The sequence below is a fragment of the Clavibacter lycopersici genome (assembly GCF_003576405.1).
Taxonomy (GTDB): Bacteria; Actinomycetota; Actinomycetes; order Actinomycetales; family Microbacteriaceae; genus Clavibacter; species Clavibacter lycopersici.
In genome coordinates, this window is the sequence record NZ_QWGT01000055.1 from 1 (window position 1) to 13,645 (window position 13,645).

Below are 13,645 nucleotides of genomic sequence, written 5' to 3' on the forward strand. Positions count from 1 at the left end.
TAACTCTTTCCACCCCGCCGCCCCGGCAGCGCCGCTCCCCCGCCGTCTGCGCGAAGACCCCCGACCTCCCCGTCGGCGAGCCGTTCGCGAGCGCGTGCGCGCCGCCGCCCGCGTCCGCCGTCGAGGAGCGCCTGCGGCAGGATCTGGCCGCGCGCCTCGATCACACGCCCGGCCTCAACGCCGTCCGGCTCGCCCGCCCGTTCTTCGAGCACCTCGAGGCGTGGCCCGACATCCTGCTGCCCGAGCTGCGCGTCGCCATCGAGTACGACTCCACGGGCCGCCACGGGCTGGAGCACGTGGGCCGCCGCGAGGAGGCGGACCGGCGCAAGGACCGTGCGCTTCGGGCGGCGGGGTGGGAGGTCATCCGCATCCGCACCGGCAAGCTGCCGCCCCTCGGCCCGTACGACCTCTGCGTGTCGGGCCTCACGCGCGGCACGGTGGATCAGCTCCTCGACCGGCTGCGCGAGATCCGCGGCCCGTTCCTCGTGGACGCGTACCTGCGCGAGGCGCCGCCGTCGGCCGCCGCCGGATGAGGCGCGCGGGCCCCGGGCGTCAGCTCACCCGCAGCGCGAGCGCCTCGCTCCGCCAGCGGGCGAGGAGCTCCCACGGGTCCGGCTGCCCCGCGGCGAGCGCGACCACGTGCTCCCGCAGCCGGGCGTCGAGGTCGAACCACTCGGTGCGGTCGAACCGCTGCCGCGCGAACTGCACGTGGCGCGCCCTCTCGACCTCGCGTCCGCCGCGCTCGAACGCCAGCAGCTCGTCGTGCCGGAGCGTGCCGAGCCGCTGCCGGGGGTTCGCGCTCGTGCCGATCTTCATCCGGTCGCCGAAGCGGATGTAGTAGACGACCTCCACGCGCGGCGCAGCGAGCTCGCCGTCCGGGTGGTCGCCGTGTCGCCACTCGCACACCGCGCACAGCCAGCCCGACGGGTAGCGCACGCCGAGGCGGGATCCGCAGGTTGGGCACGGCGACGGCAGCACGTCCTCGACGCCGTGCTCCCGCTCCGCCCACGCGGCGGCGGCCGCGAGGTGCGCCGCGCACAGCGGCACGGGCGCGCCGGGTTCGACCGGCGCCGCGCAGCCCTCGGCCCGGCACGGGGCGGATCCGCTCGACGTCATGCCCCGACGCTAGGCGCGGCGGCCGACACCGGTGCGCGGCATGCGCCTCCGACCATCGGCCCGAACGGGGGCGTGACCATCGCGCCTCGCATCCCTACGCTCGGTGAGACCCAGGAGGATCCGTGCCCCGCTCCGCATCCGCGCTGTCCGCCATCGCGCTCATGCTCACCCTGTCCCTCGCCGGCTGCTCGGCCGCGCCCGCTGACCCGGACATCACGACGCCCCCGACTTCCAGCTCGCCATCGCCCACTCCCCCGCCGACCCCCGAGCCCGTGGACGCGTCGGCCTCCGCCATCGCGTCGGCGATCAAGGCCGGCGTTCCGACCAGCGGCGACATCGTCCAGATCACCGAGGACAACGACCCCAACAACGTCATCGGCCGACCGACCGGCTACGCGGATGCTGCCACCCTCTACGACTCACGCGTCAGCTGCGATGAACTCGGTGCCGAGTGCGGCGCCTCGATCGAGATCTGGGGTGATCCGGCTGCGGCCCAGGCGCGGATGGACTACATCCAGGAGATCCTGGGCTCCACCACCGTGCTGGGCACGGAGTACGACTACGTGAGGGGCAATGCGATCATCCGCGTGACCGGGGAGCTGAAGCCGTCGGAGGCAGCCGAGTACGAAGCTGCGATCGACGGGTACCTGGGCGCTCCCACGGAGTGACAGCGGGATCCAGCTCCTCCAGACCTCAGCGCGCCGCCCGCACCACCACGGGCGCGGCGTCCTCGAGGCCGCGGCGGAGCTCGACCGACGTCCACGGCACGGGCGCTCCGGCGAAGATCGGCTCGAGCACCTCCCACATGATGCGGCGGTCCGGGCCCACGAAGTAGACGTCGTAGGAGCCGTCACCGAACTCGTTGCCGTCGATCCAGCCCGCCTCGAGCAGCTGCAGGGCGTCGTCGCCCGCGATCTCCGTGGCGGCCAGCGACTCGAACGCCTCGTACGCGGACCCGGCCTCGCCCGCCTCGAAGCGGAGCACGACCCAGTCGTCGGGTGCGTCCGGTCGGGCCCAGGGGCGCGCGGCCGCGACGATCGCCATGGTCAGGCCGGTGATGATCCCGGTGAGGAGGAGCGCCCGGATCCGCGGCGTCATGCCCGCGCCCGTCCTGTGCCGTCTGCTGCGCTCATACGACCTCCCCGTGTAGGCGTGGGCCCGCGGGACGATCGCGACACCGGACCCAGTATGACCGGGCGCCCCCGAGCCTGACGATCATCTGACCCGCATGGACCCGGCACGATCGCCGCCGATAGCGTTCGACCACGAGCAGGCGGCCCGCCCGGGCCGCTCCCCACCGCTCCGGCAGAGGAGCACCGTGGCCGACCGAAGCACCCCCGAGCAGGCCATCACCGCCATGACGCAGGTGTTCGACCTCATGGACGGCGCGACCCTCGAGGTCTGGGACGGGCTGACGGGCCTGCAGATCCAGCTGCTGCGTGTCGTCGCGACGGACTTCCGCGTGGACCGCCAGTCGCTCTCGGCGTGGACACGCACCTCGCGCGCCGCCCTCGTGCCGAGCCTGGGCGGGCTGCTGCAGCGGGGGATCCTCGCCGAGGAGCGCGACGACGACGGCCTCCGCCTGGTGGTCGCGCCCGCGGGCCGCGAGCTGCTCGCGCGCGTGCTCCGGGCGCGCACCGAGTGGATCCGCTCCGCGTGCACCGCGGCGGCGCCCGCCGTCGACGACGTCGAGCTGGAGCGCGTCGTGCGCGTCCTGCGGCGCATCGCCGACGGCGCCTGACCTCGGACTACCAGGCCGCCTCTTGCGATCCCGCGCCCTCGACCCCTCGCCATCACGCCCCTAGGGTGGGGAAATGGCGAACCCCATCGAGGCCCCGGCACCTCCGCGATCCGAGCTGAAGCGCTCCATCACGGTCAAGCAGCTGTACTTCTACGTGGTCGGCGACGTCCTCGGATCCGGCATCTACGTGCTCGTCGGCCTCGTGGCCGCGGCCGTGGGCGGCGCGTTCTGGATGGCGTTCCTCGTCGGCGTGTCCATCGCGACCATCACGGGACTCGCCTACGCGGAGCTCGTGACCAAGTACCCGCAGGCCGCGGGCGCCTCGCTGTACATCAACAAGGCGTTCCGCAGCCCGGTGCTCACCTTCTTCATCACCATCTGCATGCTCAGCGCCAACATGGCCGCCGTCGGATCCCTCGCCGCGGGCTTCGTCCGCTACCTCAGCGACCTGATCGGCCTGCCCGAGTCCGCCATCTGGGCCACCACCGGCATCGCGGTCGCGTTCGTCGCCGTGATCACGGCCATCAACCTCATCGGCATCAGCGAGTCGGTCGTCGCGAACGTGGTCATGACGTTCGTCGAGATCACCGGCCTCATCGTCGTCGTCGCCATCGGCGTGATCGCGCTGGTCGAGGGCGTCGGCGACCCGGCCGTGCTGCTGCAGTTCCAGGTCGAGGGCGGCGTTGGATCCGCGGTGCTGGCCGTGCTCGCCGGCGTCTCGCTGGCCTTCTTCGCCATGACCGGGTTCGAGAACGCCGCGAACGTCGCGGAGGAGACCATCGACCCGTCGCGCGCGTTCCCCCGCGCGCTCATCGGCGGCATGCTGACCGCCGGCGTCGTCTACGTGCTCGTCTCGATGGCCGCGGCCCTCGCCGTGCCGATCGACGCGCTGGCCGGCAACACCCTCCTCGAGGTCGTCCGCGCGGACCTCTTCTTCATCCCCGCGGCCGTGATGCTCGTGATCTTCGGCCTCATCGCCATGGTCGCGATCAGCAACACGGCGCTCGTGACCGTGGTGGCCCAGTCCCGGATCCTGTTCGGCATGGCCCGCGAGAACGTCGTCCCGGCGATCTTCGCCAAGGTGCACCCGGCCCGCCGCAGCCCGTACGTGGCGCTGATCTTCGGCGGCGCGGTGGTGGCGTCGCTGCTGATCATCGGCGCGGCGATCCGCTCCAGCCAGTCCGGCATCCCGGAGGCCGACCGGCTCGACATCGTCGACCGCCTCGCCACCATCACCGTCGTGTTCCTCCTCTTCATCTACGCGCTCGTGATCGTCGCGTGCCTGAAGCTCCGCGGGCACGACGAGACCGACGACACGTACCGCGCGAACACGCCGCTGCTCATCGTCGGCATCATCGGCAACGTCGCCGTGCTGATCTACACGCTCGTCGACGACCCGGCCGCGCTGATCTGGGTCGGCGGGCTCCTCGCGCTGGGGCTCGTGCTGTACCTGTTCCAGCGCACCTTCGGGCAGAAGAAGCCGGACCTCGAGGCCGCCGCCGGCGTGGCCGCGGCCGGCCCCACGGACAGGGAGGTCTGATCATGCACGTCATCGTCACCACCGACGGGTCGCAGGCGTCGCTGCAGGCGGCCCGCCAGTTCCAGGTCATCGCGGACTCGCGAGAGATCACCGAGGTCACCGTGCTCGCGGTCGTGAGCCCCTACGCGGCGGCCCCGTTCGCCAACGAGCTCGGCCCGCACCACGCGCCCGCGCAGACCGAGCTGAGCTACCGGAAGGACGCTGAGGTGGCCGTCGGCGTGGTCGCCGCGGTCTTCGACGGCTGGGGCCCGACCATCCACCGCGACGTGCGCAGCGGATCCCCGGCGACGGAGATCATCCGCGCCGCCGAGGAGCTCTCCGCCGGCCTCATCTCCATGGCCGCCGGCAGCCGGGGGCTCACCGCGACGATCCTGCTGGGCAGCACCGCCAGCCGCGTGCAGCACTCGGCGCCGTGCCCGGTGCTGATCTGCCGGCCGACGGTGCGCGGGCGGGCGTAGCGCGTCCGAGCTAGGGGGTCGGGCTCGATCGGGCGTCCTCCCCGGGTCGCACCGACGGGCGCCGCCCGAATGTAAAGCCCATGTGAACTCTTCGTGAGCGGGCTCGTGCCGTGCGTATCGTGCTCAGCACCTCCCGGCCCGCCGCATCTCGGACCCGCCGGGAGGATCCCCGCAGGAGAACGCCGACCCGCTCGGAGGCATCCACATGGCATCCGCACCCCAGCTGCACAAGAGCCTCACGCAGAGGCAGCTCACCATGATCGCGATCGGCGGCGTCATCGGCGCCGGGCTGTTCGTGGGGTCGGGGGTGGTGATCAACGGCGCAGGCCCCGGCGCGTTCCTCACCTACGCGATCTCCGGCGTGCTGATCATCCTGGTGATGCGGATGCTCGGCGAGATGGCCACCGCGAATCCGAGCACCGGCTCGTTCGCCGACTACGCGCGGCACGCCCTCGGCGGCTGGGCCGGCTTCTCGATGGGCTGGCTCTACTGGTACTTCTGGGTCATCGTCGTGGGATTCGAGGCGGTCGCCGGAGCGAAGGCGCTCACCTACTGGTTCGATGCGCCGCTCTGGCTGCTCTCGCTCGGCCTCATGGCGCTGATGACCGCCACCAACCTCATCTCCGTCGGCGCGTTCGGCGAGTTCGAGTACTGGTTCGCGGGGATCAAGGTGGCCGCGATCATCCTGTTCCTCGGCGTCGGCAGCCTCTACGTGCTCGGGATCTGGCCGGGCCGCTCGCTCGACTTCTCGAACCTCGTCGCGAACGGCGGCTTCTTCCCGAACGGCGTCGGCGCGATCTTCTCCTCGGTCGTCGTGGTGATCTTCTCCATGGTCGGCGCGGAGATCGCCACCATCGCGGCCGCCGAGTCGAAGGATCCCGCACGAGCCATCCGGAAGGCGACCAACTCCGTGATCCTCCGCGTGGCGCTGTTCTTCGTCGGATCCCTGTTCCTGCTCGCGGTGATCCTCCCCTGGGACTCCACGGAGCTCGGCGCCAGCCCATTCGTGAGCGCGTTCGACCGCATGGGGATCCCGTTCGCGGGCGACGTGATGAACGCCGTCGTCCTCACCGCCGTGCTCTCGTGCCTCAACTCCGGCCTCTACACGGCGAGCCGGATGCTCTTCGTGCTCGCGGCCAGGCGGGAGGCGCCCGCGCGGCTGGTGCAGGTGACCTCGCGGGGCGTGCCGCGCGCCGCGATCCTGCTGTCGTCGGTGGTCGGCTTCCTCTGCGTGATCGCGGCGGCCGTCTCCCCCGACACCGTCTTCCTGTTCCTGCTCAACTCGTCCGGCGCGATCATCCTGTTCGTCTACCTGCTGATCTCGATCTCGCAGATCGTCCTCCGCCGCCGCACCGGCTCGGCCGACCTTCCGGTCAAGATGTGGCTGTTCCCGGGCCTCTCGATCCTCACGGTCGTCGGCATCCTCGCCGTGCTCGCGCAGATGGCGCTGGATCCCGAGATCCGCCCGCAGCTCGTGCTGAGCCTGGTCGCATGGGCGGTCGTGCTGGTGCTGTACGTGGTGACGAGGGCGCGGGGCGGGTCGGTGGATCCGGTGGCGCCGGTCGATGCGGACGCCGCGGCCACGACGCCCGAGCCGGTGCGGGCCGACGGGAGCGCGTGAGGCGGGGTCGCAGACTCGCGACGGGCTCGGGTCAGGCGACGCGCAGCGGGACGATCGCCTCGATCCGGTCGTGCAGCGCCCGCCGCTCGAGCCGCAGTTCGTAGTTGCTCTGCAGGTTCATCCACAGCTCGTCCGAGGTGCCGAAGTACCGCGCGAGCCGGATGGCCGTGTCCGCTGTGATGCCGCGCTTGCCGTGCACGATCTCGTTGATGCGCCGCGGCGGCACGCCGATGGACACCGCGAGCTTGTTCTGCGTGATCCCGAAGGCCTCGATGAAGTCCTCCATCAGGATCTCGCCCGGGTGGATCGGGTCGATCCGATCCCCCTCAGTGGTAGTCGATGAGCTCGACATCCTCCGCACCTCCCTCTCGCCAGATGAAGCAGATCCGCCACTGGTCGTTCACCCGGATGCTGTGCTGGCCGCGGCGATCCCCGACCAGCCGCTCGAGCCGGTTGCCCGGCGGGATGCGCAGGTCCTCGACGTCCATCGCCGCGTTGACCAGCTCGAGCTTCCGCAAGGTCGCCCGCTGGACCATCCGATCGACGCCCTTGACGTACTGCTGATCCCAGATGCGCTCGGTCTGCTTGCTGCCGAACGATCTGATCACGCGCAGAGTGTATAACGGCGGGCGTCAATGACGCTACGCGTCATATACCGACCTCCGGCCCGGATGTCGGGCGTGGTGCCCGTCGACGCCGGGGGGGGGGGGCAGTCTCCGCGTCGAGGCCGACCATCCCCCGTCGTAGGCTCGATGGATGGCGACAGTGATCCTCGTGCGGCACGGACGCACCACAGCGAACGCGACCGGGATCCTGGCCGGGCGCACCCCCGGCGTCGACCTCGACGACATCGGGCGCGACCAAGCCGACCGCGCCGGCGACCGACTGGCAGCCGTACCGCTCGCCGCGGTCGTCTCCAGCCCGCTCCAGCGCTGCTGGGAGACCGCGCAGCGGATCCTCGAGCGGCAGCCGGGGAAGCCCGCCCAGCCCGTCGACCCCGACCTCACCGAATGCGACTACGGCCAGTGGCAGGGCCGCTCGCTCGGCGACCTCGCGAAGGAGGACCTCTGGAAGACGGTGCAGTCGCAGCCGTCCGCCGTCGTCTTCCCCGGCGGGGAGTCCATGGCCGGGATGCAGGCGCGCGCGGTCGCCGCGATCCGCCGCCACGACGCCGCCATCGAGGCCGAGCACGGACCGGGAGCCGTGTGGGTCGCGGTCAGCCACGGCGACGTCATCAAGTCGATCCTCGCCGACGCGTACGGCATGCACCTCGACCTCTTCCAGCGCATCGACGTCGGCCCCGCGTCGATCTCGATCGTCCGCTACGGCGCAGGCCGACCCACCGTGCACGCCACCAACACCGACGCGGGCGACCTCTCGTGGCTGGCGAAGGTCCCCGGATCCGGCGATGCGCCGGTCGGCGGCGGGGCAGGGCACAGCACCCCGTGACCACGTGCGCCTAGGCTGGTGACATGCCCACACGAGCCCTCGAATTCGACTGGCCCGACCGGGCCGTGGTCGGCACCATCGGCCTCCCGGGCGCGCGCACGTTCTACTTCCAGGTGCGCTCCGGCCCGCAGCTGGTGACCATCGCCCTCGAGAAGCAGCAGTCCGCGCTTCTCGCCGAGAAGATCGACGAGATCCTCGACCAGCTCGTCACCGTCGAGGGCAACCCCTTCAGCATCCCCACCAGCACGCCCCCGGAGCTCGTCGACAACGACCCGCTCGAGGACGTCGACGAGCGCTGGCGCACCGGCGCCATGGGCCTCGGCTGGGATCCGACGACGGCGCAGGTCGTCATCGAGGCGTACCCCCTGGCGGACGACGACGCGGACGACGACTTCGACCTCGCGGCCGAGATCGACCCCGAGGACACCGAGATGCTCGTGGTGCGGATGCCCGTCGGCGCAGCTCGCGCGTTCGCCAAGCGCACCCACGAGATCGTGGGCGCCGGCCGGCCGATCTGTGCGGTGTGCGGCTACCCCATCGACCCCGACGGGCACGAGCACACCTTCCCCGACCGCTGATGTCGGAGACGGACCTCGTGACCGCGGAGCTGACGGTCACCGGCCGGATCAGGACGGCGTCGAACGCGACGTTCCTCGGCACCATCGGCGACACGGTCGTCGTCTACAAGCCGATCGCGGGCGAGAACCCGCTGTGGGACTTCCCCGACGCGGTGCTCGCGCATCGCGAGGTCGCCGCCTACCTCGTCTCCGAGGCGCTCGGCTGGGGCGTCGTCCCGCGCACGTGGCTCCGTGACGGCCCCGCCGGCGAGGGCATGGTGCAGCTCTGGCAGGACGAGGATCCGGACCAGGACGCCGTCGACCTGGTCCCTGCGGCCGAGATCCCGGAGACCGGCTACCGCACGGTGCTCGGCGGCGAGGACGAGGAGGGCAACACGGTCGCCCTCATCCACGAGGACACCCCGGCGCTGCGCCGCATGGCCGTCTTCGACGTGATCGTCAACAACGCCGACCGCAAGGGCTTCCACGTCCTCGCCATGCCGGACGGCCACCGCTACGGCGTCGACCACGGCCTCACCTTCCACGAGGACCACAAGCTGCGGACGGTGCTGTGGGGGTGGGTCGGGGAGCCGCTCACGACGGAAGAGCTCGAGGGTGTGGATCGGGTGCTCGCGGGGTTGGATGGGGAGCTGGGGCGGGAGCTGGCGGAGCTGCTGACGGCTGAGGAGATCGCGGCGCTCGCGGAGCGGTGCGCGCGATTGCGTGCGGAGGCACGGTTCCCGGCGCCCGCGGGGCAGCAGTCCGCAGTCCCTTGGCCGCTATTCTGAACGCTGAGACGACGTCCTTCCATAACGATCTACGTAATCAGCCCACGAGAAGGCATGAAGTTCTCCTAAATCTAGGATGCGGCCGCATAACTAAGTCGATCGCCTTCGTCGTGCAATGGAGATGCAGTCACGGACTATTCGAACAAAGTGATGCCAGGAGCCTGCCCCGTGTAGTCCCGTACAGGCCATACCGACATGAATCACACGAGCGCCACCGTCGCTTTGCCTCCGGGCATAACTCATTTGCTTCGCAATGAGAAGGCATAGAAGCGGCAATATGCGACTATCTACCGTCACCTGATGACTATATGCTAATTTTTCCCATGAAAGGCCATTAAACTTTAATGCGCTTCATGACATCATTGACAATATCCTGCGTTACATCAAGCATCTCTTGGCACATCTTTACTATGTCATCCACATTTCGATAGCGCCGAATGCTTTCTAGCGAGGCCCTCGCAGCCTCTTTTGGCTTGGTTACATCCAGTTCATGCGCCACTTGGTTGCGAGCAGTAAAGGCTCGCTCGAGTAAAGAGTTCTTATTTTTTGTTGACGCGATTCGCTTGCGAAGAACGCCGTCGGTCACCCCACAGGCCCCGGCTAATTCCGAAACTCGATCTGCAGATTGCGCGCTACTAGACCGAAGGTCGTAGATATAGCGCCCGAGCATAATGTCCCGCGGCGAAGAGCCCGCTCCCAGCAGCAGCTGTACAAGCTGCTTCGGATTTACGCCACCTGAATTGTCGCTCAACATCTTTTCGGAATACTCTTGCAACTTCTTAAGAACGTTTTCATCGACATCAATGAGAAGCGGGAGCGCCTCTTCGACTAATCTCTTGAGCGCAGTGTCAAGGCCCGCGCCGCTAAATTGAAGAGCCGACCGCAAGCAATCCTGTGCTTCGACAGTAAATCGGCCTCTCGGATCGCGCCCGTTGCTTGCCTTGCGGAGACCATTCATGGTATATGCCATGCGAATCGCCGCGGTAGCTGATTCACGCGCAGCCTGAATAGCCACTTGCACTTCCGGCACTTTACTAAATGCCTGCGCATGAGGTTCAGAAATATTCTTGAAGGAGAAGGCATCGCCAGCCTTCAAAATGCCTGAGGCTTGTTCTTGTGTAACCATGTATACCCCTTTGTCGCTTGCCTTGTTGCGAGTACTCGGCCACTGCGCCAGGTAAATCGACGCAACACAACAAATGCCAGTATCACTTATTGAAAGATCGACGCCGCACCAAACGCTTTAATCACTTGAACAGGAACCTCAGATCGACGTCTGCTTAAATCCTATACGTTTTCATGTCGTCCGCATCCCCCACTTCGGGGTCCGGTAGGGGCAAGAACTCGACGTCGGCAAGCACACAATAGACATTGCCTTTTCCGTTCCAAGACGTCTGTACAATTGCGCAAAAGGCCCGATGACAAGATGCGGGCTTGCGATGACGCCTATCCAGGGCCCAGCGACGAGTGGCGTCTTCTGCGGTGCCGCAGCCGCATCAGAGACCAGCGCTGAAACCCCAAACTGGGGGTGATGGCGCTCATTCTGACTCTTTAGTTTCACGCGTCTTATCCGATAGCTTCGTTTTCATGACGACGCACGAGGACATCATCACCAATGCCTGGGACTGGCTCTCGCACTCTTTCCAAAACGTAGACGACGACGTCCTGCTGACGAGCCCTTATTTAACGGCTGAGGTTTGCGATTTTATCGCTGCCGCGGCAAAGCACTCTCCCTACAATTGGACAGTCGTGACAACGCTCGATGAAAAGGCAGTGGCCGACGGCACGCTGTCCGTGACTGGTCTCCGAACATTGTTAAACGCAAGCGTCACCGTCAAAGATGTTCGGCGATTGCACGCCAAATGCTTTATAGTTGGCTCGAGAGCAATGTTGGGTTCAGCCAACTTGACTGGTCGTGGCACGGGTAAGGCCATCCACGCAAATGCTGAACTCGGCGTCGGTTTAAGTTTGGCTCACGCAACTCAAGCCCGAAGCTGGATTTCTTCCTTACCCCATCAGCGAGTAGATGCCGCCACGCTTGACGACCTCGCTCTCCGCGCAAGACACCTCACGGGCGTACCCGATGATCCTCAAGAAGCACCAACGAGAGAGACAGCGCTTCGACTCGCGGAGCAATTGCTTATTGACGCCCGAGATGGATCACGGGAGCTATGGTTGAAGCTCGAGTACGGTGACCCCGCTCTGGAGGGATGGAGAAAGGACTCCTGGTTCGCAAGCCCAGACAACGGACGACCAGCCTGTCGTCCTGGGGACCTGGTAGTAATTTGCGCAAAGGGTACTTACGATTGCTATGCGATCCTAGAAGTCACTTCCGTGGCTGAATACCAGCCCGTGGATTATGCAGAATGGATAAACCTCCGCGCCCCTGAGGACCTGACAAGATATCCGTGGATTAACCGAACGGCGCCGCGGCTCGTGCCGTCACATCTCGTAAATTTAAACATCTCTGAGATTGGAGCCTTGAAGAGAGGGCTACAAAACGGTCACATACGACTGAGCTTCGACCAGTTCACCGCTGCGGCAAGTATGTGGGCTCGAATCGCCTTTAATTAAAAAACGATTCCTCGAACGCCTTGCTACCCGAGAAGCATCGAACTTAACATCTGCCACCGATGGCGCTAGTTGTTGAACCGGAACTCCACCACGTCGCCGTCCTGCATGACGTACTCCTTGCCCTCGATGCGGGCCTTGCCCTTGGAGCGCGCCTCGGCGATGGAGCCCGTCTCGACCAGGTCGTCGTAGGAGATGACCTCGGCCTTGATGAAGCCCTTCTCGAAGTCGGTGTGGATCACGCCGGCCGCCTGCGGGGCCTTCCAGCCACGGCCGATGGTCCAGGCCCGCGTCTCCTTGGGGCCCGCCGTCAGGTAGGTCTGGAGGCCGAGGGTCTCGAAGCCGATGCGGGCGAGCTGGTCGAGGCCCGACTCCTCCTGGCCGGTGCTGGCGAGCATCTCGGCGGCGTCCTCGGGGTCGAGCTCGATGAGCTCCGACTCGATCTTCGCGTCGAGGAACACGGCCTGCGCGGGCGCCACGAGGGCAGCGAGCTCCGCGAGCTTGTCCTTGTCGCCGAGCACCTGCTCGTCGACGTTGAACACGTAGATGAAGGGCTTGGCCGTCAGCAGGCCGAGCTCGCGGACGGGCTCGAGGTCGATCTTCGACGCCGACAGCGGCTTGCCCGAGTCGAGCCACTCGCGCGCGGCCTTCGCGGTCTCGAGCACGACGGGCTCGATGCGCTTCGTCTTCAGCTCCTTCTCGTAGCGCGGCTCGGCGCGCTCGAGGGTCTGCAGGTCGGCGAGGATCAGCTCGGTGTTGATGGTCTCCATGTCGCTCGCGGCGTCGACGCGGCCGTCGACGTGCACGACGTCCTCGTCCTCGAAGCCGCGGACGACCTGCGCGATGGCGTCAGCCTCGCGGATGTTCGCGAGGAACTGGTTGCCGAGGCCCTCGCCCTCGCTCGCACCGCGGACGATGCCCGCGATGTCGACGAAGGAGACGGGCGCGGGGAGGATCTTCTCGCTGCCGAAGAGGCCGGCGAGCACCTCGAGACGCGGGTCCGGCAGGTTCACCACGCCCACGTTCGGCTCGATCGTCGCGAACGGGTAGTTCGCGGCGAGCACCTGGTTCTTGGTCAGGGCGTTGAAGAGCGTCGACTTGCCGACGTTGGGGAGACCGACGATCGCGATAGTGAGTGCCACGGGAGTCCATCGTACGGGGCGGGTCGGCTCCTCCCCCGCCCGCGGTCGGGCTGGGCCCTCCGGAGATCGGCGTCGGTCGTGCGTGGAACACTCGAACCCATGCCGTTGGACTTCACCGCGATCGACTTCGAGACCGCCAACAACTCGTCGGCGAGCGCCTGCTCGGTGGGTCTCGTCAAGGTGCGCGACGGCGTCGTGGTCGAGACCGCGTCCTGGCTCATCCGGCCGCCCGCGGGGCACGACTCCTTCTCGGTCTGGAACACGCGGATCCACGGCATCGTCGAGGACGACGTGGCCGACGCCGACGGCTGGGCCGACCAGCTGCCGCGCCTCATGGCCTTCGCGGGCGACGACCACCTCGTCGCCCACAACGCCCGCTTCGACATGGGCGTGATCCAGGGCGCGTGCAAGGCCACCGCGCTGATCCCGCCGCCGTACTCCTACCTCTGCAGCCTCCAGGTCGCACGCCGCACCTACACGCTCGACTCGTACCGGCTGCCGGTGGCGGCGCGGGCCGCGGGCTTCGAGGACTTCTCGCACCACGAGGCGCTGGCGGATGCGCGGGCGTGCGCCGCGATCGTCGTGCACGCGGCCTCCCGGCACGGCGCTGCCTCGCTCGCGGGGCTGGCCGAGGCGGCGGGCGTCGGCATGGGCCGCATCGG

The 13,645-nt window shown here is 67.8% G+C and carries 16 protein-coding genes; 10 read left to right on the forward strand and 6 right to left on the reverse strand.

Going from position 1 to position 13,645, the window contains the following annotated elements:
• A partial coding sequence (locus DZG00_RS05735) for a putative endonuclease domain-containing protein (protein WP_233550086.1) occupies nucleotides 1–533 on the forward strand: 533 nt, incomplete at its 5' end.
• 19 nt (nucleotides 534–552) lie between these two features.
• Here the strand turns inward: DZG00_RS05735 and DZG00_RS05740 are convergent.
• Nucleotides 553–1,116 (reverse strand): GIY-YIG nuclease family protein, encoded by a 564-nt coding sequence (locus DZG00_RS05740; RefSeq protein ID WP_119455449.1) that lies wholly within the window; start codon nucleotides 1,114–1,116, stop codon nucleotides 553–555.
• A gap of 122 nt (nucleotides 1,117–1,238) precedes the next feature.
• Between DZG00_RS05740 and DZG00_RS05750 the strand changes: the two genes are divergently transcribed.
• Nucleotides 1,239–1,784: a hypothetical protein gene (locus DZG00_RS05750; protein ID WP_147359933.1), complete on the forward strand. Its 546-nt coding sequence runs from the start codon at nucleotides 1,239–1,241 to the stop codon at nucleotides 1,782–1,784.
• Between the two features lie 25 nt (nucleotides 1,785–1,809).
• Here the strand turns inward: DZG00_RS05750 and DZG00_RS05755 are convergent, their stop codons facing one another.
• Nucleotides 1,810–2,214, reverse strand: coding sequence for a hypothetical protein (locus DZG00_RS05755; protein WP_119383301.1), 405 nt, complete (start codon nucleotides 2,212–2,214; stop codon nucleotides 1,810–1,812).
• Between the two features lie 220 nt (nucleotides 2,215–2,434).
• Here DZG00_RS05755 and DZG00_RS05760 point away from each other — a divergent pair, with 220 nt between their 5' ends.
• From DZG00_RS05760 to DZG00_RS05775, 4 genes are all read left to right on the forward strand, one after another.
• On the forward strand, nucleotides 2,435–2,857 hold the full coding sequence (locus tag DZG00_RS05760) for a winged helix DNA-binding protein (RefSeq protein WP_119455452.1): 423 nt from the start codon (nucleotides 2,435–2,437) through the stop codon (nucleotides 2,855–2,857).
• A gap of 73 nt (nucleotides 2,858–2,930) precedes the next feature.
• Entirely contained in the window at nucleotides 2,931–4,397 is a 1,467-nt protein-coding gene (locus tag DZG00_RS05765) for an APC family permease (protein ID WP_119381448.1), read from the forward strand.
• 2 nt (nucleotides 4,398–4,399) lie between these two features.
• On the forward strand, nucleotides 4,400–4,855 hold the full coding sequence (locus DZG00_RS05770; RefSeq protein WP_119381447.1) for a universal stress protein: 456 nt from the start codon (nucleotides 4,400–4,402) through the stop codon (nucleotides 4,853–4,855).
• 205 nt (nucleotides 4,856–5,060) lie between these two features.
• Nucleotides 5,061–6,476, forward strand: coding sequence for an amino acid permease (locus DZG00_RS05775; protein WP_119381446.1), 1,416 nt, complete (start codon nucleotides 5,061–5,063; stop codon nucleotides 6,474–6,476).
• Between the two features lie 31 nt (nucleotides 6,477–6,507).
• On the opposite strand, the gene DZG00_RS05780 is transcribed toward DZG00_RS05775, so the two are convergent.
• The gene (locus DZG00_RS05780) at nucleotides 6,508–6,828 is read right to left on the reverse strand and encodes a HigA family addiction module antitoxin (protein WP_119381445.1); all 321 of its coding nucleotides are present in this window, start codon (nucleotides 6,826–6,828) and stop codon (nucleotides 6,508–6,510) included.
• The gene (locus DZG00_RS05785; protein ID WP_119381444.1) at nucleotides 6,803–7,084 is read right to left on the reverse strand and encodes a type II toxin-antitoxin system RelE/ParE family toxin; all 282 of its coding nucleotides are present in this window, start codon (nucleotides 7,082–7,084) and stop codon (nucleotides 6,803–6,805) included. Before DZG00_RS05785 ends, DZG00_RS05780 begins: the two co-directional genes overlap by 26 nt.
• Before the next feature lie 148 nt (nucleotides 7,085–7,232).
• On the opposite strand from DZG00_RS05785, the gene DZG00_RS05790 reads away from it, so the two are divergent.
• From DZG00_RS05790 to DZG00_RS05800, 3 genes are read left to right on the forward strand one after another with little or no spacing between them, the layout of a single operon-like run.
• The gene (locus DZG00_RS05790) at nucleotides 7,233–7,925 is read left to right on the forward strand and encodes a histidine phosphatase family protein (RefSeq protein ID WP_119381443.1); all 693 of its coding nucleotides are present in this window, start codon (nucleotides 7,233–7,235) and stop codon (nucleotides 7,923–7,925) included.
• Nucleotides 7,926–7,948: 23 nt separating this feature from the next.
• Complete coding sequence (locus tag DZG00_RS05795) at nucleotides 7,949–8,503, forward strand: Rv2134c family protein (protein WP_119381442.1); 555 nt, start codon at nucleotides 7,949–7,951, stop codon at nucleotides 8,501–8,503.
• Nucleotides 8,503–9,270 (forward strand): Rv2133c family protein, encoded by a 768-nt coding sequence (locus DZG00_RS05800; RefSeq protein ID WP_119381441.1) that lies wholly within the window; start codon nucleotides 8,503–8,505, stop codon nucleotides 9,268–9,270. The genes DZG00_RS05795 and DZG00_RS05800 overlap by 1 nt, the downstream gene beginning before the upstream one ends.
• A gap of 334 nt (nucleotides 9,271–9,604) precedes the next feature.
• Here the strand turns inward: DZG00_RS05800 and DZG00_RS16870 are convergent, their stop codons facing one another.
• The gene (locus tag DZG00_RS16870; RefSeq protein ID WP_147359934.1) at nucleotides 9,605–10,396 is read right to left on the reverse strand and encodes a hypothetical protein; all 792 of its coding nucleotides are present in this window, start codon (nucleotides 10,394–10,396) and stop codon (nucleotides 9,605–9,607) included.
• Nucleotides 10,397–11,909: 1,513 nt separating this feature from the next.
• Nucleotides 11,910–12,983, reverse strand: a complete 1,074-nt coding sequence (gene ychF / locus DZG00_RS05805) for a redox-regulated ATPase YchF (protein ID WP_119381440.1) — start codon at nucleotides 12,981–12,983, stop codon at nucleotides 11,910–11,912.
• A gap of 99 nt (nucleotides 12,984–13,082) precedes the next feature.
• Here ychF and DZG00_RS05810 point away from each other — a divergent pair.
• Nucleotides 13,083–13,645, forward strand: a 563-nt coding sequence (locus DZG00_RS05810) for a 3'-5' exonuclease (RefSeq protein WP_119455453.1), incomplete at its 3' end; no start/stop codon positions are given.

What these genes read in the sequence shown, in the direction of transcription:
- DZG00_RS05740 (WP_119455449.1), bottom strand. Translation starts at nt 1,116, where the DNA reads ATGACGTCGAGCGGATCCGCCCCGTGCCGGGCCGAGGGCTGCGCGGCG.
- DZG00_RS05755 (WP_119383301.1), bottom strand. Translation starts at nt 2,214, where the DNA reads ATGACGCCGCGGATCCGGGCGCTCCTCCTCACCGGGATCATCACCGGC.
- DZG00_RS05765 (WP_119381448.1), top strand. Translation starts at nt 2,931, where the DNA reads ATGGCGAACCCCATCGAGGCCCCGGCACCTCCGCGATCCGAGCTGAAG.
- DZG00_RS05770 (WP_119381447.1), top strand. Translation starts at nt 4,400, where the DNA reads ATGCACGTCATCGTCACCACCGACGGGTCGCAGGCGTCGCTGCAGGCG.
- DZG00_RS05775 (WP_119381446.1), top strand. Translation starts at nt 5,061, where the DNA reads ATGGCATCCGCACCCCAGCTGCACAAGAGCCTCACGCAGAGGCAGCTC.
- DZG00_RS05780 (WP_119381445.1), bottom strand. Translation starts at nt 6,828, where the DNA reads ATGTCGAGCTCATCGACTACCACTGAGGGGGATCGGATCGACCCGATC.
- DZG00_RS05790 (WP_119381443.1), top strand. Translation starts at nt 7,233, where the DNA reads ATGGCGACAGTGATCCTCGTGCGGCACGGACGCACCACAGCGAACGCG.
- DZG00_RS05795 (WP_119381442.1), top strand. Translation starts at nt 7,949, where the DNA reads ATGCCCACACGAGCCCTCGAATTCGACTGGCCCGACCGGGCCGTGGTC.
- DZG00_RS05800 (WP_119381441.1), top strand. Translation starts at nt 8,503, where the DNA reads ATGTCGGAGACGGACCTCGTGACCGCGGAGCTGACGGTCACCGGCCGG.
- DZG00_RS16870 (WP_147359934.1), bottom strand. Translation starts at nt 10,396, where the DNA reads ATGGTTACACAAGAACAAGCCTCAGGCATTTTGAAGGCTGGCGATGCC.